At 38.1% G+C, this 22,126-nt stretch carries 18 protein-coding genes and 1 tRNA gene; 16 read left to right on the top strand and 3 right to left on the bottom strand.

Translation table 11 applies throughout. The annotated features are described in order from the left end of the window. The first annotated feature begins 40 nt into the window (after window positions 1-40). The 6 genes from pepP (at window position 41) to gcvP (ending at window position 8,749) form a co-directional block, all read left to right on the top strand. Window positions 41-1,351 (top strand): Xaa-Pro aminopeptidase, encoded by a 1,311-nt coding sequence (gene pepP / locus DK858_RS07565; protein ID WP_109396877.1) that lies wholly within the window; start codon window positions 41-43, stop codon window positions 1,349-1,351. A 13-nt stretch (window positions 1,352-1,364) separates the two neighbouring features. Continuing rightward, on the top strand, window positions 1,365-2,543 hold the full coding sequence (ubiH, locus tag DK858_RS07560; RefSeq protein WP_109396876.1) for a 2-octaprenyl-6-methoxyphenyl hydroxylase: 1,179 nt from the start codon (window positions 1,365-1,367) through the stop codon (window positions 2,541-2,543). Between the two features lie 23 nt (window positions 2,544-2,566). Further along, a complete protein-coding gene (gene ubiI, locus DK858_RS07555; RefSeq protein WP_109396875.1) occupies window positions 2,567-3,802 on the top strand; it encodes an FAD-dependent 2-octaprenylphenol hydroxylase in 1,236 nt (411 codons plus the stop codon). Between the two features lie 414 nt (window positions 3,803-4,216). Beyond that, window positions 4,217-5,311: a glycine cleavage system aminomethyltransferase GcvT gene (gene gcvT / locus DK858_RS07550; protein ID WP_109396874.1), complete on the top strand. Its 1,095-nt coding sequence runs from the start codon at window positions 4,217-4,219 to the stop codon at window positions 5,309-5,311. Window positions 5,312-5,345: 34 nt separating this feature from the next. Continuing rightward, window positions 5,346-5,738 (top strand): glycine cleavage system protein GcvH, encoded by a 393-nt coding sequence (gcvH, locus tag DK858_RS07545; protein WP_109396873.1) that lies wholly within the window; start codon window positions 5,346-5,348, stop codon window positions 5,736-5,738. Between the two features lie 134 nt (window positions 5,739-5,872). Next, the gene (gene gcvP, locus DK858_RS07540; protein WP_109396872.1) at window positions 5,873-8,749 is read left to right on the top strand and encodes an aminomethyl-transferring glycine dehydrogenase; all 2,877 of its coding nucleotides are present in this window, start codon (window positions 5,873-5,875) and stop codon (window positions 8,747-8,749) included. Between the two features lie 87 nt (window positions 8,750-8,836). On the opposite strand, the gene DK858_RS07535 is transcribed toward gcvP, so the two are convergent. After that, a complete protein-coding gene (locus tag DK858_RS07535) occupies window positions 8,837-9,439 on the bottom strand; it encodes an HD domain-containing protein (protein ID WP_099074840.1) in 603 nt (200 codons plus the stop codon). Between the two features lie 31 nt (window positions 9,440-9,470). Beyond that, on the bottom strand, window positions 9,471-10,457 hold the full coding sequence (ygfZ, locus tag DK858_RS07530) for a tRNA-modifying protein YgfZ (RefSeq protein WP_109396871.1): 987 nt from the start codon (window positions 10,455-10,457) through the stop codon (window positions 9,471-9,473). Window positions 10,458-10,721: 264 nt separating this feature from the next. On the opposite strand from ygfZ, the gene sdhE reads away from it, so the two are divergent. Then, window positions 10,722-10,997: an FAD assembly factor SdhE gene (sdhE, locus tag DK858_RS07525; RefSeq protein ID WP_072063493.1), complete on the top strand. Its 276-nt coding sequence runs from the start codon at window positions 10,722-10,724 to the stop codon at window positions 10,995-10,997. 479 nt (window positions 10,998-11,476) lie between these two features. Further along, window positions 11,477-11,884 (top strand): protein YgfX, encoded by a 408-nt coding sequence (locus DK858_RS07520; protein WP_109396870.1) that lies wholly within the window; start codon window positions 11,477-11,479, stop codon window positions 11,882-11,884. Window positions 11,885-11,900: 16 nt separating this feature from the next. Here the strand turns inward: DK858_RS07520 and fldB are convergent, their stop codons facing one another. Next, window positions 11,901-12,419 (bottom strand): flavodoxin FldB, encoded by a 519-nt coding sequence (gene fldB / locus DK858_RS07515; protein ID WP_109396982.1) that lies wholly within the window; start codon window positions 12,417-12,419, stop codon window positions 11,901-11,903. Between the two features lie 108 nt (window positions 12,420-12,527). Between fldB and xerD the strand changes: the two genes are divergently transcribed. The 8 genes from xerD (at window position 12,528) to DK858_RS07475 (ending at window position 21,823) form a co-directional block, all read left to right on the top strand. Beyond that, window positions 12,528-13,466 (top strand): site-specific tyrosine recombinase XerD, encoded by a 939-nt coding sequence (gene xerD / locus DK858_RS07510; RefSeq protein ID WP_109396869.1) that lies wholly within the window; start codon window positions 12,528-12,530, stop codon window positions 13,464-13,466. Between the two features lie 33 nt (window positions 13,467-13,499). Continuing rightward, window positions 13,500-14,207 (top strand): bifunctional protein-disulfide isomerase/oxidoreductase DsbC, encoded by a 708-nt coding sequence (gene dsbC / locus DK858_RS07505; protein WP_109396868.1) that lies wholly within the window; start codon window positions 13,500-13,502, stop codon window positions 14,205-14,207. A 9-nt stretch (window positions 14,208-14,216) separates the two neighbouring features. Continuing rightward, complete coding sequence (gene recJ, locus DK858_RS07500) at window positions 14,217-15,950, top strand: single-stranded-DNA-specific exonuclease RecJ (protein WP_109396867.1); 1,734 nt, start codon at window positions 14,217-14,219, stop codon at window positions 15,948-15,950. 170 nt (window positions 15,951-16,120) lie between these two features. After that, window positions 16,121-17,219 (top strand): peptide chain release factor 2 gene (gene prfB, locus DK858_RS07495; protein ID WP_109371064.1). Its coding sequence is split into 2 segments (ribosomal slippage): window positions 16,121-16,195 and window positions 16,197-17,219, totalling 1,098 coding nucleotides; the frame shifts between segments, so codons are not numbered across the junction. A gap of 8 nt (window positions 17,220-17,227) precedes the next feature. Continuing rightward, entirely contained in the window at window positions 17,228-18,742 is a 1,515-nt protein-coding gene (lysS, locus tag DK858_RS07490) for a lysine--tRNA ligase (protein ID WP_109396866.1), read from the top strand. 189 nt (window positions 18,743-18,931) lie between these two features. Then, window positions 18,932-19,005: transfer RNA gene (locus tag DK858_RS07485), tRNA-Gly, on the top strand. A gap of 244 nt (window positions 19,006-19,249) precedes the next feature. Then, complete coding sequence (locus DK858_RS07480) at window positions 19,250-19,723, top strand: GNAT family N-acetyltransferase (RefSeq protein WP_109396865.1); 474 nt, start codon at window positions 19,250-19,252, stop codon at window positions 19,721-19,723. A 549-nt stretch (window positions 19,724-20,272) separates the two neighbouring features. Further along, window positions 20,273-21,823, top strand: coding sequence for a methyl-accepting chemotaxis protein (locus tag DK858_RS07475; protein WP_109396864.1), 1,551 nt, complete (start codon window positions 20,273-20,275; stop codon window positions 21,821-21,823). Window positions 21,824-22,126: the final 303 nt, after the last annotated feature.

The raw sequence follows: 22,126 nt of genomic DNA, 5'->3' as shown, positions 1-22,126 counted from the left end.
ATTAGATAACCATAAAGATAAATGAAAGACAGGAGTGGGTATGAATAAGCAAGAATTTTTATCCCGTCGTCAGGCTTTATTAGCTCAAATGAAGCCTGCGAGTGCAGCTATCTTTTTTGCCGCACCACCAGCGCAACGTAATGCCGATAGTGAGTATCCTTATCGTCAACATAGTGATTTCCTTTATCTAACCGGTTTCAGTGAGCCTGAAGCTATTCTGGTGCTGATTAAAAGTGATGAAACACATAATCATAGTGTGCTTTTTAATCGTGTTAGAGATTTAACCGCTGAAATTTGGTTTGGTCGTCGCCTTGGGCAAGAAGCTGCACCTGAAAAATTGGGCGTTGATAAGGCGCTACCTTATGAAGATGTTAATGAACAACTTTACCAATTATTAAACGGGCTAGATGTTGTTTATCATGCTCAAGGTGAATACGCGTTTGCTGATGAGATAGTTTTTAATGCATTAGAAACCTTAAGAAAAGGTTCTCGTCGTAATTTAAAAGCACCACAAATTATTATTGATTGGCGTCCAATTGTTCATGAGCAACGCCTATTTAAATCCGATTTTGAACTTGAATTACTGCGTAAAGCTGGAAAAATTACTGCATTAGCACATACACGTGCGATGCAAAAATGTCAGCCAGGTATGTATGAATATCAACTTCAAGGCGAGATTGAACATGAGTTTGTCTCTCATGGTGCGCGTTTCCCTTCCTATAACAGTATTGTCGGCAGCGGTGAAAATGGTTGTATTTTGCACTACACCGAAAACGAAACCAAAATGCGTGATGGGGATTTAGTTCTTATTGATGCAGGATGTGAATATGAAGGTTATGCAGGTGATATCACCCGAACTTTCCCAGTTAATGGTAAATTTAGCCGTCAACAGCGCGAAATTTATGACATCGTCTTAAAATCCATCAATGTTTCTTTGGAATTGTACAAACCTGGCACAAGTATCAAAGAAGTCACAGAGCATGTCGTGTATATCATGGTCGAAGGACTGGTTAAACTGGGCATTATGCACGGTGAAATCGAGCATCTTATTGAGACAAAAGCCTATCAGCGTTTCTTTATGCATAGCTTAAGTCATTGGCTAGGTCTTGATGTTCATGATGTTGGGCATTATGGCACGGAGCGTGACCGTATTTTAGAGCCAGGCATGGTACTGACTATTGAACCGGGACTTTATATTGCGCCAGATGCAGATGTACCACAAGAGTATCGTGGTATAGGTATTCGCATTGAAGATGACATTGTTATTACGGAAACCGGCAATGAGAATTTAACGGCATCTGTCGTTAAAGATCCTGATGAAATTGAAGCTCTGATGGCAGGAAAAATTTAAGGCTAAAATCAGCATGAATGTGATTATTGTGGGTGGTGGAATGGCCGGTGCGACATTAGCACTTGCACTCTCTGCATTAAATAAAGGTAAGATTTCAATTTCGTTAATTGAAGCAAAAGAGCCTGAAAATGGGCACCCAGGGTTTGATGCAAGAGCGATCGCATTGGCTCATGGAACAGCGAAGAGGTTAGAGCAAATCGGGCTTTGGTCAACATTAAAACCTTTTGTTACTCCCATTAATCATGTTCATGTTTCTGATAAAGGTTATTGTGGTTTTGTTAATATTCATGCACAAGATTATGATATCTCAGCTCTGGGTTATGTTATTGAATTACATGATGCAGGGCGTCAACTTTTTACTAAGTTAAAAAAACAATCTAATATCACGCTCTATTGCCCAGCCAAAGTTGAACAGGTTCAACGTAATATCGATTTTGTTGAGGTAACACTTGATAATGGTACACGATTATCTGGTGATTTACTGATTGCCGCAGATGGCACTAATTCACCTATTGGTCGCCAGTGCCATATTCAATGGCAACGAGAGCCTTATCATCAAGTTGCAGTGATCGCTAATGTCAAAACGCAAATCGACCCTCAAGGTAAAGCTTTTGAGCGTTTTACCGAGTTTGGGCCATTAGCCATGTTACCGATGAGTGAAGGGCGTAGCTCATTAGTATGGTGTCATCCTATTGAAAAATTGGATGAAATTTTACAGTGGGATGATAAAACAACGATTGCGCATTTACAGCGTGATTTTGGCTGGCGTTTAGGAAAAATAGAGCATATTGGCAAGCGCAATTGCTACCCTTTAGCACTACAAAAAGCCAATCAAATTATTGGTCATCGTTTAGCGTTAGTTGGCAATGCCTCGCAAACGCTTCATCCTATTGCAGGGCAAGGTTTTAACCTCGGTTTACGTGATGTTATGGCTCTTGCCAATACGCTCACCCAAGCGATTAATGCCAATACTGATATTGGTAGTTATCGAGTGCTCTCTCAATATCAACAACTTCGCCAACAAGATAGAGAAAAAACTATCTCTATTACTGATGGGTTGGTGAAAGTGTTTGCAAATCGTTGTGTGCCATTGATTGTTTCTCGCAACTTAGGGCTAATGACGATGGAGTTGCTTCCAATGATGAGAGATAAATTGGCACACCAAACACTTGGCTGGATAGACGAAATATAGTCGCTTTTTAGGATACTTTTATTATGAAATCATTTGATGTTGTTATTGCTGGTGGTGGAATGGTTGGGCTTGCATTAGCCAGTGGATTACACGGGTGTGGATTACGTATAGCGATAATAGAAAATCACCCTGTAACGAAACTTTCTCACCCACAAGATGATTTTTCATTACGGGTATCTGCTATTAATACAGCCAGTGAAATGTTACTGAAAAAGTTAGGTGTTTGGGAAAGTCTACAAGCATTACGAACTGCACCTTATCAAGGCATGGAAGTTTGGGATCAAGATAGTTTTGGTCGTATTGCGTTTTCAGCACAAAAAGAAGGGTTCAGTCACTTAGGGTCTATTATCGAAAATAACCTTATTCGTGAAGTGCTTTGGCAAAAATGTGAAAGCCATAGTGATATTACTTTCTATTCATCAACGCAGATTGAGCGCGTGGTGTGGGGGGAAAATGATGCATTTATTACCCTTAATGATGGTGATATGTTGACAGCAAGATTAGTTGTCGGAGCTGATGGTGCTAATTCATGGCTACGTAAACATGCAGATATTCCCCTGACTTTTTGGGATTATGAACATCATGCTTTAGTTGCGACTATTCGTACTGAACAACCTCATGAGAATGTTGCGCGCCAAGTCTTTCATGGAGAAGGTATTTTGGCATTCCTGCCTCTTTCTGATCCTCATACTTGTTCTATTGTTTGGTCTTTACCAAACAATCTCGCTGAAAGTTATAAAAACGCAGAAAAAAAACTATTTGAGCGCACATTAGGTGTGACCTTTGATATGCGTTTAGGCCAATGTGAATTAATAAGTGATCGCATGACCATACCATTAACAGGTCGTTACGCCCGTCAATTTGCAGCTCCTCGCTTAGCGCTATTAGGCGATGCTGCTCATACTATTCATCCTTTAGCAGGACAGGGTGTTAACCTTGGTTTTATGGATGTTGCTGAGTTAATTGGTGAGATCCGTCGCTTAAAAGCGGAAGGTAAAGATTTTGGTGAATATCTCTATTTGAGACGATTTGAGCGTCGTCGTAAACATGCTGCAGCTGTCATGTTGGCAAGCATGCAAGGATTTCGTGAACTTTTTGCCGGCAACAACCCGGTTAAAAAACTGGTTAGAGATATCGGTCTTTCGTTAGCAGATAGTTTACCGGGGGTAAAACCTAAGTTACTTGAGCAAGCAATGGGACTTTCTGATTTACCTGAATGGTTAAGTGATAAAAATTTCACTTCAGTTGAAAAAATCTAATTCCTCTATAATTTCACATTACTTTTATTTATATCTGACTGAAGAAATAGAACTAAAAAAATCTATTTTTTCAGTCTATTCTTTGCACTAATTCCTTTTTTTTAGTCATTCTTCGCTAAAAATGAGCGCTGATACGCATAATTGCAATCATTAGTTCTGCATACCCATATGTCTACATTATGATTAAGAGACACAATACCCTATTTTAACTTATGGTTTATTTTTTCTCACAATGCTAAGTTCAAGGGGATGGTATCGTTTGCGTTGTACGTTAATTGCTCGTATTTGTTAAATCAATGTTTAAAAATAAACTTAGTCTTGAGATTAACACTATGATTTCAAATCAAGTTTAATTTTATATTTAACAAATTGCGTTCTCTGAATAATCTAAAGTAAAAGTAGAAAGAGGGAAGAATGGCAAAACAGACTCCGTTGTATGATGAGCACGTAGCCTGCGGTGCTCGTATGGTCGATTTTCATGGTTGGATGATGCCACTGCATTATGGCTCTCAAATAGATGAACATCACAATGTACGCCGTGATGCAGGTATGTTTGATGTTTCTCATATGACCATTGTTGACTTACATGGCTCGCAAGTTAAAGATTTTCTACGTTATTTATTAGCGAATGATGTCGCTAAACTCACCGAAAAAGGTAAGGCGCTTTATACTGGTATGCTTAATGCATCAGGTGGTGTAATTGATGATCTTATCGTCTATTACTTTGATGATTCTTTCTATCGCCTTGTGGTGAACTCCGCTACTCGTGAAAAAGATCTGGCATGGATTGAACAACATGCTTCAGATTATGTTGTTGATATCACTGTTCGTGACGACTTAGCATTAATTGCTGTTCAAGGCCCTCATGCACAAGAGAAAGTACAAAGCCTATTAAGCGAAGCGCAACGTCAAGTTGTTTCTGCCATGAAGCCTTTCTATGGTGTAGAGCTAGGCGACTTGTTTATTGCAACAACGGGCTATACCGGTGAAGCCGGCTATGAAATCGCAATGCCAAAAGAGCAAGCTGTCGATTTTTGGAAAAAATTATTAGCTGTGGGAGTCAAACCCGCAGGATTAGGTGCAAGAGACACATTACGTTTAGAAGCGGGAATGAACTTATATAGCCAAGAGATGGATGAAACTATTAATCCACTTGAAGCGAATATGGGATGGACGATTGCATGGGCACCGGAAGATCGTCAATTTATTGGTCGTGAAGCATTAGAAAAATTACGCGCAACAGGCACAGATAAACTTGTCGGCCTTGTTATGCGAGAGAAAGGTGTGTTGCGTGCAGGCACTGGCGTACACTTCACTGATGATTTAGGCGAATTAAGAGAAGGTATTATTACTAGTGGTACTTTTTCACCTACATTAGGCTTTAGTATTGCATTAGCAAGAGTTCCTGCAGGTATAAAAGATAGCGCAATTGTATTAATGCGTAATCGTGAGATGCCAGTAGAAGTGGTAAAGCCTGGCTTTGTTCGTTCAGGTAAAGCATTGGTATAACACGCATAATTATTTTAAATGGAGAGTAAGGTCAATGAGTCAAATACCTAGTGAATTAAAATACGCACAATCTCATGAGTGGGTCCGTTCAGAAGGCAATGGTGAATACACTATCGGTATTACTGAACATGCACAGGAATTATTAGGTGACATGGTGTTTGTTGATCTACCAGAAGTGGGTAGAGAAGTTACCGTCGGTGATGATTGTGCGGTAGCGGAATCAGTAAAAGCTGCATCAGATATTTATGCACCATTATCAGGTGAAATTATCGCCGTAAATGAAGAATTAGATGGTTCTCCAGAACTTGTGAACAGTGCACCTTACGAAGAAGGTTGGTTATTTCGCATTAAAGCAAATAATGAAAGCGAATTAGATGACTTACTTGATGCTGCTGGTTATCAAGAACTGGTAGATAGCGAAGAGTAAAACGAAGCGCCCCGTCAAAATCAATGTCGGGGCGTTTTTATTTGTTAGCTGGTTATCGTAATGCTATCTCAACGTGCTTTAAGCCGAGTGCTATTTACCTATCCATTCATAGTGAATTCAGGAAATTACTTGCAATGACACAGACTTTAAATCAGTTAGAGTATCGCGATGAGTTTATTCGTCGCCATATTGGTTCATCACCAGAACAGATTAAAGAGATGCTCAGTGCTGTTGGCGTCTCCTCATTAAATGAATTAACTCAAAAAATTGTTCCAGATAATATTCAATTAGAAACACCTCCGAATGTGGGTGCAGGGGCAACAGAGCAAGAAGCCTTAGCTGAATTGAAAGCGATCGCCAGCCAAAATAAACGCTTTACTTCTTATATTGGAATGGGGTACGCGCCTTCTGTATTACCTCCGGTGATTTTGCGTAATTTATTAGAAAATCCGGGTTGGTATACTGCTTATACACCTTATCAGCCAGAAGTATCTCAAGGTCGTCTAGAATCATTACTAAATTTCCAACAGGTGACAATTGATTACACCGGAATGGATCTCGCCTCTGCATCGTTGCTAGATGAAGCAACGGCCGCAGCCGAAGCAATGGCAATGGCGAAACGTGTAAGCAAATTAAAAAATGCGGATCGTTTCTTTGTCGCTGATGATATTCACCCACAAACCTTAGATGTTGTCAGAACTCGCGCAGATACCTTCGGTTTTGATGTTGTTGTTGATAAAGCTGAAAAAGTATTAGAGCTTGAAGGTGTCTTTGGTGTGCTATTACAACAAGTCGGCACAACGGGTGAAGTTCATGACTACAGTAAGTTATTAGCAACACTAAAAGAGCGTAAAATTATTACTAGTGTTGCCGCTGATTTAATGGCGCTAGTGGTGCTCACAGCTCCGGGTCACCAAGGTGCCGATATCGTATTAGGTTCTGCACAACGTTTTGGTGTTCCTATGGGGTATGGTGGCCCTCATGCAGCATTCTTTGCTTGTCGTGATGAATATAAACGTGCGATGCCAGGACGGATTATTGGTGTGTCTCGAGATGCAGCAGGTAATCGTGCATTACGTATGGCGATGCAAACACGTGAACAACATATTCGTCGCGAAAAAGCGAACTCTAATATTTGTACATCCCAAGTGTTACTTGCCAATATCGCGGCGATGTATGCGGTTTATCATGGGCCAGAAGGGTTAAGAACCATCGCTCAACGTATTCATCGTTTAACGGATATTTTAGCAGCAGGTTTACAACAAAATGGTATGGCATTACGCCACAAAACTTGGTTTGATACATTAACAGTCGAAACAGCAGATAAAGCGGCTGTATTACAACGTGCAAAAGACGCTGAAATTAACTTGCGCACTGATATTGTGGGTGCCGTAGGGGTAACGCTAAGCGAAATTACAACGCGTGAAGATGTGTTAAAGCTTGTTGAAATTATCAGCGGTAAAGCATTCGCTGGTGATATTGATGTACTTGATAAACAAGTTGCCTCCTCGTCAGTATCAATACCTGCATCTATGCAACGTAAAGACACTGTGCTGACACATGAAAACTTTCATCAGTATCACAGTGAAACAGAAATGATGCGCTATATGCATCGTTTGGAAAATAAAGACTTGGCATTGAATCAAGCGATGATCCCATTAGGATCATGTACGATGAAACTTAATGCTGCTGCTGAAATGATCCCGATTACATGGCCTGAGTTTACAGAGTTACATCCATTCTGCCCAGCCTATCAAGCGAAAGGCTATCAAGTGATGATTGGGCAGCTATCGAATTGGCTTGCTGCATTAACGGGTTATGATGCGATGTGTATGCAACCAAATTCGGGTGCTCAAGGTGAATATGCAGGCTTATTAGCTATTCGTCGTTATCATCAAAGCCGTGGTGAAGGAGCGCGACATATCTGTTTGATCCCTAGTTCAGCACATGGTACTAACCCAGCTTCTGCTCATATGGCCGGTATGACAGTAGTGGTTGTCGGTTGTGATGATAATGGCAATATTGATATTGCAGACTTAAAAGCCAAAGCAGAAAAGCATAAAGCAGAACTCTCTTGTGTAATGGTGACATATCCATCAACACATGGCGTTTATGAAGAAGGTATTCGTGAAGTTTGCGAAATCATTCATCAATACGGCGGACAAGTTTATCTTGATGGTGCCAATATGAATGCGCAAGTGGGGATCACGACACCGGGCTTTATTGGTTCGGATGTTTCTCACTTAAACTTACATAAAACTTTCTGTATTCCTCATGGCGGTGGTGGTCCAGGAATGGGGCCTATTGGTGTGAAATCACACTTAGCACCATTTGTACCGGGGCATTCTGTTGTTGAAATGGAAAATGTCACGACACAAGGCGCTGTTTCTGCCGCTCAATTTGGTAGCGCTTCAATACTCCCTATTAGTTGGATGTATATTCGTATGATGGGCGCACAAGGGCTTAAACAAGCAAGCCAAGTGGCAATCCTAAATGCGAACTATATTGCACAACGTCTGAAAAATGATTATGACATTCTTTATGCTGGCGCTGATGGTTATGTCGCACATGAATGTATTATCGATATCCGTCCATTAAAAGCGAATTACGGTATCAGTGAAATGGATGTGGCGAAGCGTTTAATTGATTATGGATTTCACGCTCCAACCATGTCATTCCCTGTTGCGGGTACATTAATGATTGAGCCAACAGAGTCTGAAAGTAAAGTTGAAATTGATCGCTTTATTGAAGCGCTACTTTCTATTCGTGCTGAAATTGCACAGGTAGATAAAGGTATATGGCCAATTGATGATAATCCATTAGTTAATGCACCTCATACACAATATGAATTAGTGCAAGAGTGGACACATGGTTATAGCCGTGAATGTGCGGTATTCCCAAGTGAAGCAACGAAACAAAATAAATATTGGCCAGCGGTTAAACGTTTGGATGATGTATATGGCGACCGTCATTTACATTGTTCATGCGCGCCAATTAGTGATTATGAATAAGTTTTAATATAACCATATTATTCTTAAATTTAATACCGATGGTTAAGTTAGCCATCGGTATTTTTTATTTAAAAAATTCTGAATGTATTACTTCAGCCAGCCTTTTTTCTGTGCCTCTAATAATTGAGGGTAGAGATATTGCCAAAATTCAGGCCACTGTTTTTCAATAAACAGATTACGTGCTAATACTTGCTCTAAGCGGATATTATTTTCAACCCAGCTTTGACCTTCATTATGTAAATTCATCAGCATTGGCATAGTGCGATCAAGAATATTGGCAAACTGAGACTCTGGTGTTTCAGCTGCATCATATTCCAGCCATAAATTGAGGAAATATTCACTTTGTGGGGAAGGTAATAAAGAGAAAATGCGTTTTGCAGCTTTTTGCTCGTGCTCTTTAATTGCTTCGCGAGCCGCAACATCATAAACCATCACATCGCCAGCATCTATTTCAACGATATCGTGAACAAGGGCTAACTGAATAGCTCGTCCCATATCAATGTCACCTGCATAGGGCTGAAAACTCATTGCTGCAACGGCAAAATGCCAGCTATGTTCTGCGGTATTTTCGGAACGGCTATTGTCTAATACATTATTTTTACGATAAACACGTTTTAGTTTATCTAACTCCATAATAAAGTTAATCGTATCAGAGAAGGGGCCAAATGCGCCTTTAGGTAATTGTGTCATAAAAGTCCGTATTGGTTATGATAAATAAGAATTACTCTTCTTCTAAAGAATAAGGCAGTGGTTTAATGGATAAACGACTGGTGTTATCGCCTTGAACTCGAAATACACTATCGAATTCCATATCGTTATTCATAACAACTTCAGCCAAAATAGTATTATCAGCCATACGTACAGCGCTTAATACTGTTCCTGTTTTACGCCATTTATCTTCACCTAATTGCCATTCAATGCTACCTCCGATCTCAGGTAATTCAGTACCACCACCTGATAACAGATACATTGCACGTTTATTGGCGCCTCTAAATTTCGCACGAGATACCATCTCTTGTCCGGTATAACAGCCTTTCTTAAAGCAGATACTTAGTGGCAATGCTTGCAGATTTGTTGCTTGAGGTAAGAATTGCTCAATATTTGGAGTATCAATAATAGGGTATCCCGCTTCAATATCTAAAGCTAACCATTGCTCACTATTACTGATTTCTGCTTTTAATGTTGCTACAAGATTTTTTGCTGTTTCTTCATCTGTTACGATTAAAAAGCGTTCAGTAGGTAAAGGCAGTTGAAGAATATAAGTATTCTCGTGATTAACGACTTCGTTCGCTTTACGAGGGATATTTGGAAAGTAATCAGCTAATGCAAGCGCTGCACCTTGCCCAGCTAATCCTAATAAAACGCTATCTGTATTTTCAGCTAGGGTTACTTTTGAAAATACGGCATATTTTTTTAATTCGGCAAGTTGTTTTTGTGCGACATTTTTACGCAGAATATAAGCAAAACCTTCTTGCTGGTGGAATAAGCGAAGTGTACTCCACATTTTACCTTTTGCTTCACAGTGTGCAGCCAATGTATGTGTCGTTGTTGGAAGTGCTGCAATATCCGTTGTTAGTTGACCTTGTAGATACTTTTCACTGTCAGCACCTGTTGCTGTTATCAGTGACCATTCATCTAAAGAAACCAGTGTTAATGGCAAATTGATTGCTGCATGAGGGCGTTTAGCCTGAGTAGAATTTTGAGTCATGATGTCACCAGCTATTAAATTAATCAGATACATCAGTTATGGTAAAAGAGTGACAAGACAATGCAAGTCATTATTATTTTTAACGCACAGAAAATGAACTTGATAAATAACAAATGAAAGCGTGTTCAATAAGTTGTCTATGAGACTAAACCAGCAAACTGTGATCATTTTGATGTTAAAATTTTTGTGATAAGACTATCATCAATGCTAGGAAGAAATAGTGGTATTTCTTGATTTGAACAATGTAAAGAGCAGAGTATGACTATCGATATAGAGAATAAAGCACGAATTAACTGGGCATGTCGTCGTGGAATGCGTGAGCTAGATATTTCTATCATGCCTTTTTTCGAGAATGAGTACGATACGCTATCTGATAACGATAAAGCACTTTTTGTTCGTTTACTAGAGTGTGCAGATCCTGATTTATTTAACTGGTTAATGAATCATGGACGCCCTGATGATGATGAGCTCTATTATATGGTGAAATTAATTCAAGATCGCAATAAAGCGAGAATGGCGGAGATCGTTGATAAATATTAATAAAATAGATTATCAAATCAGCGATAGATTAAATAATAATTAAGATTGATTAAAAATGACGCTTTTATTTTCTCACTAAATAAAGGCGTTTTTATTTTTTATATAAAAAATTAATAATATTAATGGTACTCTAAAATTTACTGAAATAAAAAATATAGTTGCGTTAATTTTGAGCGCTACCTCTAAAAATGCTTGCTTAAATCGCCTTTTTTCGATCTATTTCACTTTATACTTAATAAATCAGGTATGCTGACTTTATTAAAACAACGATTAAGCAATAATAGAAATTGCTTATTTGCTATTAAATTATGTTTTTTAACATATATTAAATAGAAAAATTAACAATAAATAATCAAGCTAAAATATAAGATAAACTATTTGCAAGATTAAGGAAGAAGTTACATTATAAATAGGTTCATTTTTATTATCTTTAACTTATTACTATCTATATAGAATTATAGCAGGAGTTAATATAACTCGTGATTTTATGGAAATCGCATCTCACCGTATCATGGTTCACTCAACTCTTCTCAACGGTTGCTTATGTTGCCTTTGTGATAGCTTTACTGTTGTATCCATGGCCACCTGATTTTATTTATGTTTGGGTTCCATTGTTACTTTTCCTGATAAGTAGTTGGTATTTTACACAAAAGAGTATTAGCCGTATCAAAGGGGATTTTATTTTACTCAATGGCAATCGAATTCAATGGAAACTACATGAATGGCAAATAACAAAACGTCCTTGGATCAGCCGTTTTGGTACTCGAATAACATTGACTTCTATTCTAAATAAAAAGCAAATCACGTTATGGGTTGCATTTGATAGTATGACTGAAAATGAGTGGCGCAACTTCTCTCAGTTATTAATGCAATATCCAGATATTTAATATCTGGATATTAAATTTATAAGTTTTCTTCTATTTCACGTAGAATTTGCATACACCATTGTGATAAACGTTCATCAGTTTCTTCAAACTGGTTAACGTCATCTAATGCAAGACCAACAAAATGTTTACCATCATCTGATAAAGGTTTTGGGCTGATAAATTCATATCCATCAATAGGCCAGAAGCCAATAAATTTAACACCACTTGGTAATAAGTGATGATAGAGCATACCTAGCGCATCAAGAAACCATTCGCTGTAATCAATTTGATCACCCATTCCATACATTGCAATAAGTTTATTTTTTAAATTTAATGTCGGCAATGTATCCCAAATATTGAGCCAATCTTCTTGGATCTCACCAAAATCCCAAGTTGGAATACCTAAAATAAGGATGTCATATTGCTCCATAAGCGTGATATCACACTCTTGAACATTATGAAGATCAACGAACTCTTCACCGAGAATATCACGAATTTTTTCTGCTGCCATTTCGGTGTAACAGGTGCTGGAACCGTAAAATAGACCAATTTTCATAAATGTTTTTAGGATATTTTTGCCAATAAAGGTCACTATTGTACCAGAAAAATTTTTTTATAAGGCATAATGTAAAGGCGATAAGCTAAAGAGAGGGAGAGTCAGACTGTGTCACAAACCAAATTATCGACAAAAAAGACAACTCATATCAATGAAGGTACTGATATTATCATTGAACAATTTCTCGACAATATTTGGTTAGAGCAAGGCTTATCCGCAAATACGCTTAGCTCTTATCGCCTAGACTTACAAGCATTGGGGCAATGGCTTGCTCATCATCAGTTAGATTGGTTATCAGTCACTACTTTGGATTTGCAATCTTTTCTCGCGACGCGTTTAGATGAAGGTTATAAAGCCAGCAGTGCAGCCCGATTACTCAGTACAATGCGTCGTTTATTCCAATATTTATATCGCGAAAAATTACGTTTAGATGATCCTAGCGCATTACTTTCAACGCCTAAGCTTCCTAAACGTTTACCAAAAGATTTAAGTGAGCAGCAAGTTGATGATTTACTCAATGCCCCTTGTATTGATGAGCCGCTTGAATTACGTGATAAAGCAATGCTTGAAGTTCTTTATGCATGTGGACTTCGTGTTTCTGAATTAGTGGGATTATCTCTTTCTGATATTAGCTTACGGCAAGGTGTGTTACGTATTATTGGTAAGGGCGATAAAGAACGGTTAGTTCCTTTAGGTGAAGAAGCTATTTACTGGCTAGAGCAATATCTGCAATATGGAAGACCTACTTTAATGCAAGGTAAAACGGATGATATTGTTTTTCCTAGCTTAAGAGGACAAAAAATGACACGACAAACGTTTTGGCATCGGATAAAGCATTATGCCGTGATAGCAGGGATCGATACTGAAAAACTATCCCCCCACGTGTTGCGTCACGCATTTGCGACACATCTCTTAAATCATGGAGCAGACTTGCGTGTTGTACAGATGTTATTGGGGCACAGTGACCTCTCTACAACACAGATTTATACCCATGTTGCAACAGAACGCTTGAAAGCGCTTCATCAGCAACATCATCCAAGGGGATAGTCGCTAAAAAGCCGGCGTTAAATAGGAATTCAAATGAAAAAGAAATTATTTTGGTTGCCAATATTATTAAGTATGGTGTCAATGCCAGTGCTGGCTGACAATGCTTCTATTGAAGCGCAATTGGCTAAAATGCAGATTAAAGCAGAAAGCATTCAACCAACACCGATTGTTGGATTAAATGCGGTATTATCAGATAAGGGCATTTTTTATATTACAGATGATGGTAAATATCTGACCGCAGGGCCTATTTATAATATCAGTAGCGGTGAGCCTGTTAGTATTGCTAATCAAGTCATTATGAAAAAAGTTGATTCACTTAAAAATGAAATGATTGTCTATAAGGCACGTAATGAACGCCATGTGATCACTATCTTTACAGATATTAGTTGTCCTTATTGCCAAAAACTTCATCAAGAAGTCCCAGAGCTGAATAAACAAGGGGTAACGGTACGTTATTTAGCGTTCCCTCGTAACGGTGTTAGCAATAATATTGTGAGTAAAGAAATGAATGCGGTGTGGTGTAGTGGTTTCCCTAATAAATCATTAGATAGTGCATTTAAAGGTGACAAAATTATTGCGATTGATGATTGCAAAAAAATCAATATAAATGAACATTTTAAATTAGGCACAATGATGGGCATTCAAGGAACTCCCGCTATCGTGTTGCCTAACGCTAGTATTTATGGTGGATATATATCAGCCCAAAACCTTATTGAACTATTAAATAAAAAAGAGAAGTAATTACGTTTTATGGTCACTATTGAACCGACATTGCGTCGCCGAAAGGCTCAGGAAACTCAACTACCGGATAACTTAGATCCTTTATTAAGACAGATTTATGCTAATCGTGGGATAACATCTGAAGTTCAACTAGAACGCTCGTTAAAAGGCTTACTTCATTATCACGCATTAACTGGAATAGAAACGGCAATCTCATTATTGATTGAGGCGTTAAAAGAGCAGTCTCGTATTGTTATTGTCGGTGATTTTGATGCTGATGGTGCAACGAGTACAGCACTTGCAATTAAAGCATTACGTCAAATGGGCTTTAAGCAGGTTAGCTATCATATTCCTAATCGCTTTGATGATGGTTATGGTTTAAGTCCCCAAGTTGTTCATGATGTTGCTAAAAAAGGGGTTGATCTCATTATCACTGTTGATAATGGAATTTCTTCTTTTGAAGGTGTGGACACCGCTCATGAATATGGTATTCGAGTCCTAGTGACAGATCACCATTTACCTGGTCAGACATTACCTGCTGCTGATGCGATTATTAACCCTAATCTTTCGGATTGTCCTTTTTTATCTAAAGCATTAGCGGGAGTTGGGGTTACTTTTTATTTAATGACGGCATTAAGAGCTGAATTAGAAAAACAAGGTTGGTTTGAGCAACAAAACTTGACTCGCCCCAATATGGCCGATTTTCTTGATTTAGTTGCGCTAGGTACTGTAGCCGATGTTGTTCCTCTGGATGAAAATAACCGTATTTTTGTTTATGAAGGATTACGTCGAATTAGAGCAGGTCGTTGTTGTGTCGGGATTAAAGCACTTACAGAAGTTTCTCGTAAAGAGCTATCTCAATTGGTTAGTAGTGACTTAGGTTTCTCTTTAGGGCCTCGCTTAAATGCCGCTGGTCGTCTTGATGATATGTCTGTGGGCGTCGCTTTACTTTTAACTGATAATATTGGCTCTGCACGTGAAATTGCTAATGAACTTGACGGATTAAATCAAACTCGGCGTGAAATTGAAGCGGGTATGCAAGAAGAAGCTTCAACTATTTTCCGTCAATTTATGGGAACCCAACATGATTTACCTAATGGTTTAGCGATTTATCATCCTGAGTGGCACCAAGGTGTTGTAGGTATTTTAGCTTCTCGCATTAAAGAAAAATTACATCGTCCTGTTATTGCTTTTGCTCCTAGTGGTGATGGCCTGTTAAAAGGCTCTGGTCGTTCAATTAGTGGCGTTCATCTTCGTGATGCTTTAGAACGATTAAATACATTAAACCCAGGATTGATGGTGAAATTTGGTGGACACGCAATGGCGGCGGGTCTTTCACTTGAAGAAGATAAATTTCCGTTATTTCAACGTCATTTTTCATCTTTAATGTCAGAATTGGTTTCTGATGAACAGTTGCAAGGTGTTATTTTATCGGATGGTGAACTAACCGATAATCAACTTTCATTGCCTATCGCAGAAATGTTAAGAGAAGCGGGTCCTTGGGGACAAGCTTTTCCTGAACCTTTATTTGACGGTAAGTTTACGCTGTTACAACAACGCATTGTGGGCAGTAAGCATTTAAAAATGATGCTTCAGCCAGTAAATAGTCACCTTATGATTGATGCTATTGCATTTAATGTTGATATCAATATGTGGCCTGATAACAGTATTAAAACGGTTGAGTTAGCTTATCGATTAGATGTAAATGAGTTTAGGGGGCAACGTAATGCGCAACTGCTTGTTGAACATATTTGGCCTTGTTAACTCGAATAATTAGATAATTTTTGTGATCTAAAGAGTAACGTTGTTATGGTAACAATTATCTGATGGGCAATTGTATATAAATGCTATAAACCCGCTGATATATCCGTTACAATATGCGGTTCAAAATTTATTCCAATTGTTTTTTGAAAACAACATAAAGATGAAAAAGTATGTTTGAAATCAACCCAGTAAAACACCAAATAGAAGAAGTCTCTGAAAGAACGAATGTTCTCAGGGGGTATCTTTGACTATGATGCCAAGAAAGAGCGTTTAGAAGAAGTTAACGCTGAATTAGAGCAACCTGATGTCTGGAATGAGCCAGAAAGGGCACAAGCATTAGGCAAAGAGCGTTCATCTCTTGAGGCTATCGTAGAAACAATCGATCAGTTAGAGCAAGGACTAGAAGACGTTTCTGGTTTACTTGAATTAGCAGTTGAAGCTGATGACGAAGAAACATTTAACGAAGCTATTGCTGAATTAGATGGTTTAAATAAAAAACTTGAGCAATTAGAATTCCGTCGTATGTTCTCTGGTGAATATGACAGTGCGGATTGCTATCTTGATTTACAAGCCGGTTCCGGTGGTACAGAAGCTCAAGATTGGGCAAGTATGCTGATGCGTATGTATTTACGTTGGGCTGAATCAAGAGGCTTTAAAACAGAAATTATTGAAGAATCTGACGGTGATGTTGCCGGATTAAAATCAGCGACTATCAAAATTATTGGTGAGTACGCTTATGGTTGGTTACGAACAGAAACAGGCGTACATCGCCTAGTTCGTAAAAGTCCATTTGACTCAGGTGGCCGTCGCCATACCTCATTTAGCTCTGCCTTTATTTATCCTGAAGTTGATGACAATATCGATATTGAAATCAACCCAGCTGATTTACGTATTGACGTTTATCGTGCTTCAGGTGCGGGTGGACAGCACGTTAACAAAACAGAATCTGCGGTTCGTATTACTCACGTTCCAACAGGTCTTGTCACTCAATGCCAAAACGATCGCTCTCAGCATAAGAACAAAGATCAGGCAATGAAGCAGATGAAAGCGAAGTTATACGAGCTAGAAATGCAGAAAAAAAATGCAGACAAGCAAGTAATGGAAGATAACAAGTCCGATATTGGCTGGGGTAGTCAAATTCGTTCTTATGTTCTTGATGATTCACGTATTAAAGATTTACGTACTGGTGTGGAAACGCGTAATACACAAGCAGTATTAGACGGTGATCTTGATAAATTTATTGAAGCTAGCTTAAAAGCGGGCCTGTGAGGAAAAACATGTCGCAACAGCAACAAGGTGCGGAGCAGGCACCTGATTTAAATAACGAACTGCAAACACGCCGCGAAAAATTATCCGCTTTACGTGATAATGGTAACGCATTCCCAAATGATTTCCGCAGAGATTCTCTGTCTAACGAATTACATCAAAAGTATGATGCAATGAGTGCAGAAGAGTTAGAAGCAGCGAATGTGGAAGTTTCTATTGCAGGTCGTATGATGACTCGCCGTATTATGGGCAAGGCATCTTTCGCTACATTGCAAGACATGGGTGGCCGTATTCAGCTTTATGTTTCTCGTGATGATTTACCAGAAGGTATCTATAACGAGCAATTTAAGAAATGGGATCTGGGCGATATCTTAGGTGCTCGTGGTCGTGTTTTTAAAACGAAAACGGGTGAACTAAGTGTTCACTGTACAGAAGTGCGCTTATTGACTAAAGCATTGCGCCCGTTACCAGATAAATTTCACGGTTTAGCTGACCAAGAAATGCGTTATCGTCAGCGTTATTTAGATCTGATCTCTAATGAAGAATCGCGTAAAACTTTCCAAATTCGTTCGCAAGTTATGGCGGGTATCCGTCAATTTATGGTGGACAAAGGCTTTATGGAAGTTGAAACGCCGATGATGCAAACCATTCCAGGTGGTGCGAGTGCGCGTCCGTTTATTACTCATCATAATGCGTTAGATATCGATATGTATCTGCGTATTGCACCTGAGTTATATTTAAAACGTTTAGTTGTGGGAGGGTTTGATCGCGTATTCGAAATCAACCGTAACTTCCGTAACGAAGGTGTATCACCACGTCATAATCCTGAGTTCACCATGATGGAACTCTATATGGCGTATGCGGATTATCGTGACCTGATTGAATTAACTGAAGAATTATTCCGTACATTAACAGAAAAAGTACTTGGTTCTTCATTAGTGAAATATGGTGATCAAGAGTTTGATTTTGGTAAACCATTTGCCAAATTAACTATGAAAGAGGCTATCTGCAAATATCGTCCAGAAACTGTAATGGCTGATCTTGATGATATGGATAAAGCGGTTGCTATTGCTCAATCTATTGGTATTAAGATTGAAAAAAGCTGGGGTTTAGGCCGTGTTCAGTGTGAAATTTTTGAGGAGGTTGCAGAAAGCCACTTAATTCAACCAACTTTCATCATTGAATATCCTGCTGAAGTTTCTCCATTAGCCCGCCGTAACGATGATAATCCATTTATCACTGATCGCTTCGAATTCTTTATTGGTGGTCGTGAAATTGGTAATGGCTTCTCAGAACTCAATGATGCACAAGACCAAGCTGAGCGTTTTGAAGAGCAAGTTCGCCAAAAAGAAGCCGGTGATGCAGAAGCAATGTTCTTCGACCATGACTATATTACGGCATTAGAGCATGGCTTGCCGCCAACCGCAGGTTTAGGTATTGGTATTGACCGTATGGTGATGTTATTTACTGACAGCCATACTATTCGCGATGTTATTTTATTCCCTGCAATGCGTCCAAATAAATAATTGTTATTCTAAACTAATTCTTAATTAACGAATGACAATGAATGACAATATAGTAATAAAGCCACCAAAAGGTGGCTTTATTATTTTTAAAAACAAATGGTTATATTTTTATTGATGATTAAATAGTCATTTGAATAAGAAGAGGGATTGTCGTTCAATCAAGGAGGCGTATAATCAAGAAAATCCAATGCGGGCGTAGTTCAATGGTAGAACGAGAGCTTCCCAAGCTCTATACGAGGGTTCGATTCCCTTCGCCCGCTCCAAATAATCTGCAAACTCACTCCTCAACTTTTTATAGTTCAACCCGTTTGTTAATACACCATTTCCCCAAATTATGACTATATTAGAAATTTATTCAATCTATGTAATAGATTGAATTAAATCGATTTATTTTTATTAATGGGATAGAAAGTAGAATAAGATGATATGATTTAGTGTATTTTTATAAGTATAAGGTTAGAGTATTGCTGTTCTTTACTTAATATATTATATAACTTAGGAAATCATATGCATTTAGAGTTCAAAAAACTCTCCCAGATAGATCCCTCACATATTGTAGAACTCAATAATCATCCTGCGGTTTTACGACAAATGCCTTTGGGGAGCCCTGATTTTGATATTGAAAAAAGTATTCTATGGGCAAAAGATAAAGACTCTCAATGGCATGATAATGGGTATGGTCCTTGGGCATTTGTTATTGATGGGGTGTTTGCCGGATGGGGCGGGCTTCAAAAAGAAAATGATGATGCAGATCTTGCATTAGTGCTTCATCCCAATTTTTGGGGTGTCGGTAAAATAATTTATGCTGAAATTATTCGTAGAGCATTTGATGAAATGAATATTGAAAGTATCACTATTTTACTTCCGCATTCAAGAAAGGTAGCAAAAACAGTTTCTCGTTATGGATTTAAACCTGATGGGGAGATTTGTTTAGAGGGTATCAGTTTTCAGCGTTTCAGATTATTTTCATATAAAATATAGCATTGCTTAACTCTATTCATATGCAGAGCTTGATTTTGTATCAACCTCGACATCAATGCAATTTGGTGGTGGATTTAAAATAAAACAACCCAGTGACGAATTACAATCAAGGTATTGCTATAAAAAGATGACGCTGCAAGAGAGCCGAATGTTGCTATTGGCAATGATCTTTTGGGTATAGAAATAAATGGTTGGGGATCATTAAGTCCCCTGTTACGTGTATAAATAGTTTGCTTTAAAAGACTAATAGCCCCTTAAAATTTATTTTCTCTTCAAATATTTTTTCTTTAACTATTCTTATTTGTTCTTATCGCAATCATTATATCAACATTATGATTTTAAATGATTTTTTGTTTTTCATATAGAATTATAAAAAATGATATATAAGTAACATTTTTGCTTCCCATACCTAACTCTTTTTATGTATATAAAATAAAAAAACCAATTTATAAAAAACTTTAGTAAAAAATTAAAATAAATTGAAAAAGTGTCGATAAGAGTACATTACGCCCTATTGGGATTACTTTATCTTGTTAGTTGAGAAATTCGATGCAGAAACTTCGTAACATTACTATTCGTCTGATGATGATAATCATACTGGGGACTTTATGTGTGTTATTTGGCAGTGTTAGTTTTTATAGCGCTTGGTCACTATCACAAATATCTGAAGGTAATCAATCTGATAATCAAATAATTAAGCAAATGGCTGCGCTCAGCCTGGGAAATGATCAGTATTTTCGGTTTACTTCTCGATTAAACCGCCTCGTTGAGGAAAAAGCAAAAGGCAAAGACGTCGATTTTACGCAAGCACAGCTGGCGATGGAAAATATGGAAAAACAGATTGCATATATGAAATCTGTTTCTCCTGGTCCGATGGATGCAAAAGTATCAAAAGAGTTAATGGATGTATGGCAAGCGCTTTTTGAGCAAGGTGTAAAAAAGCAGATGGAATTAGCTCTCAATGGCACCATAGAGCAATATGAACATCATGCAAAAAATGTAACGCCGGTATTGAGTCGTGAATTAGGTAACGTGAGTGAAAACTTTAATAATGTCGCAAATATAAAAATTGATAATACGATTAAAGAGGTGGATGGACTTATTGAAGTGACACAAATTGTTATTATTATTAGCGCTATTTTAGGGGGCGGGATCCTTATTCTCACTGATCGTTATTTAGTGTTAATGCTACAAAAACCACTCGAAAGCATTCGTCAACATTTTGTGAAAATTACAGAAGGTGATCTGAGTCAACCACTAGAGCCTTTTGGTAATAACTGTGCAGGGCGATTAATACCGTTATTAAATGATATGCAAAATAGTTTACATGACGCGGTAAGTACGATCAGAGTGGGAAGTGATAATATTTATCGTGGTGCATCTGAAATTGCAAGAGGGAATAACGATTTAGCTTCTCGTACTGAAGAGCAAGCAACGGCATTAGAGCAAACAGCAGCAAGTATGGAAGAGATAACAGCTGCTGTTAACCAGAATATGGAACATGCTTATCAAGCGAGAGAATTGGCTGAAGTTGCATCAGTGACTGTTGAAAAAGGTAATGAATTAGCTGAATCTGTTGTAACAACAATGGATGGGATCTCTAATAGTTCAAGTAAGATTGCTGATATCATCAATGTTATTAATAACATTGCCTTTCAAACGAATATATTAGCTTTAAATGCGTCAGTAGAAGCGGCAAGAGCGGGAGCTCATGGTCGAGGATTTATGGTTGTCGCCAATGAAGTGCGTAATTTAGCAGGAGATAGTGCTAAAGCAGCGAAAGAGATTGAAGCCCTTATTGCTGATTCTACAACACGGGTAACAAAAGGTGCAAGATTAGTGAGTGATATGGAAAAAATGATGGAAGACATTTTGACGGGAGTTAAACAGGTAACGTCAATAATGAAAGAAATCACGAATGCATCTGAAGAGCAAAGTAAAGGTATTGGTCAAGTGAGCGTGGCTATTACCCAAATGGATGGTGTAACGCAACAGAATGCCTCTTTAGTTGAACAAGTTTCCGCAGCGGCCATTTCATTAGAAAGGCAAACTGAAGAATTACAGTTATCGGTACAAAAATTCAATCTTGCTCATCGTTGATATAAAAAATGTATAAGTATGTGTCTAAGGTGGTAAGTTTTTACTCGTTAGACGCATAACATAATAAATATAAAGTTTAATTTAATCATTGATTGAGTGTTAAAACAGCATAGTTTATGATTTCTTTTATGAGAAACAGAAAATTATGCCAAAATTAAGTGAGTTATAAATAATAGTGTTATTTTATTTATACTCAATTAATAAAAAAGTACTTTCTATTTTAATTCTTATAATCAATCAGTGATTATGTTATAGCTTGAGGCGATTTAATTTTTTAAATATTCAGATCAAATCCTCTCTATT

This window comes from Proteus faecis (assembly GCF_003144395.1).
GTDB lineage: Bacteria > Pseudomonadota > Gammaproteobacteria > Enterobacterales > Enterobacteriaceae > Proteus > Proteus faecis.
Note: the sequence above shows the minus strand (reverse complement) of the source record. Positions and strands in the feature narration are given on the sequence as shown.

Bases quoted from the DNA above. Each gene is read 5' to 3' on its own strand.
- pepP (WP_109396877.1), top strand. From the start codon at position 41: ATGAATAAGCAAGAATTTTTATCCCGTCGTCAGGCTTTATTAGCTCAA.
- ubiH (WP_109396876.1), top strand. From the start codon at position 1,365: ATGAATGTGATTATTGTGGGTGGTGGAATGGCCGGTGCGACATTAGCA.
- ubiI (WP_109396875.1), top strand. From the start codon at position 2,567: ATGAAATCATTTGATGTTGTTATTGCTGGTGGTGGAATGGTTGGGCTT.
- gcvT (WP_109396874.1), top strand. From the start codon at position 4,217: ATGGCAAAACAGACTCCGTTGTATGATGAGCACGTAGCCTGCGGTGCT.
- gcvH (WP_109396873.1), top strand. From the start codon at position 5,346: ATGAGTCAAATACCTAGTGAATTAAAATACGCACAATCTCATGAGTGG.
- gcvP (WP_109396872.1), top strand. From the start codon at position 5,873: ATGACACAGACTTTAAATCAGTTAGAGTATCGCGATGAGTTTATTCGT.
- DK858_RS07535 (WP_099074840.1), bottom strand. From the start codon at position 9,439: ATGACACAATTACCTAAAGGCGCATTTGGCCCCTTCTCTGATACGATT.
- ygfZ (WP_109396871.1), bottom strand. From the start codon at position 10,457: ATGACTCAAAATTCTACTCAGGCTAAACGCCCTCATGCAGCAATCAAT.
- fldB (WP_109396982.1), bottom strand. From the start codon at position 12,419: ATGAAAATTGGTCTATTTTACGGTTCCAGCACCTGTTACACCGAAATG.
- dsbC (WP_109396868.1), top strand. From the start codon at position 13,500: ATGAAAAAGAAATTATTTTGGTTGCCAATATTATTAAGTATGGTGTCA.
- recJ (WP_109396867.1), top strand. From the start codon at position 14,217: ATGGTCACTATTGAACCGACATTGCGTCGCCGAAAGGCTCAGGAAACT.
- lysS (WP_109396866.1), top strand. From the start codon at position 17,228: ATGTCGCAACAGCAACAAGGTGCGGAGCAGGCACCTGATTTAAATAAC.
- DK858_RS07480 (WP_109396865.1), top strand. From the start codon at position 19,250: ATGCATTTAGAGTTCAAAAAACTCTCCCAGATAGATCCCTCACATATT.
- DK858_RS07475 (WP_109396864.1), top strand. From the start codon at position 20,273: ATGCAGAAACTTCGTAACATTACTATTCGTCTGATGATGATAATCATA.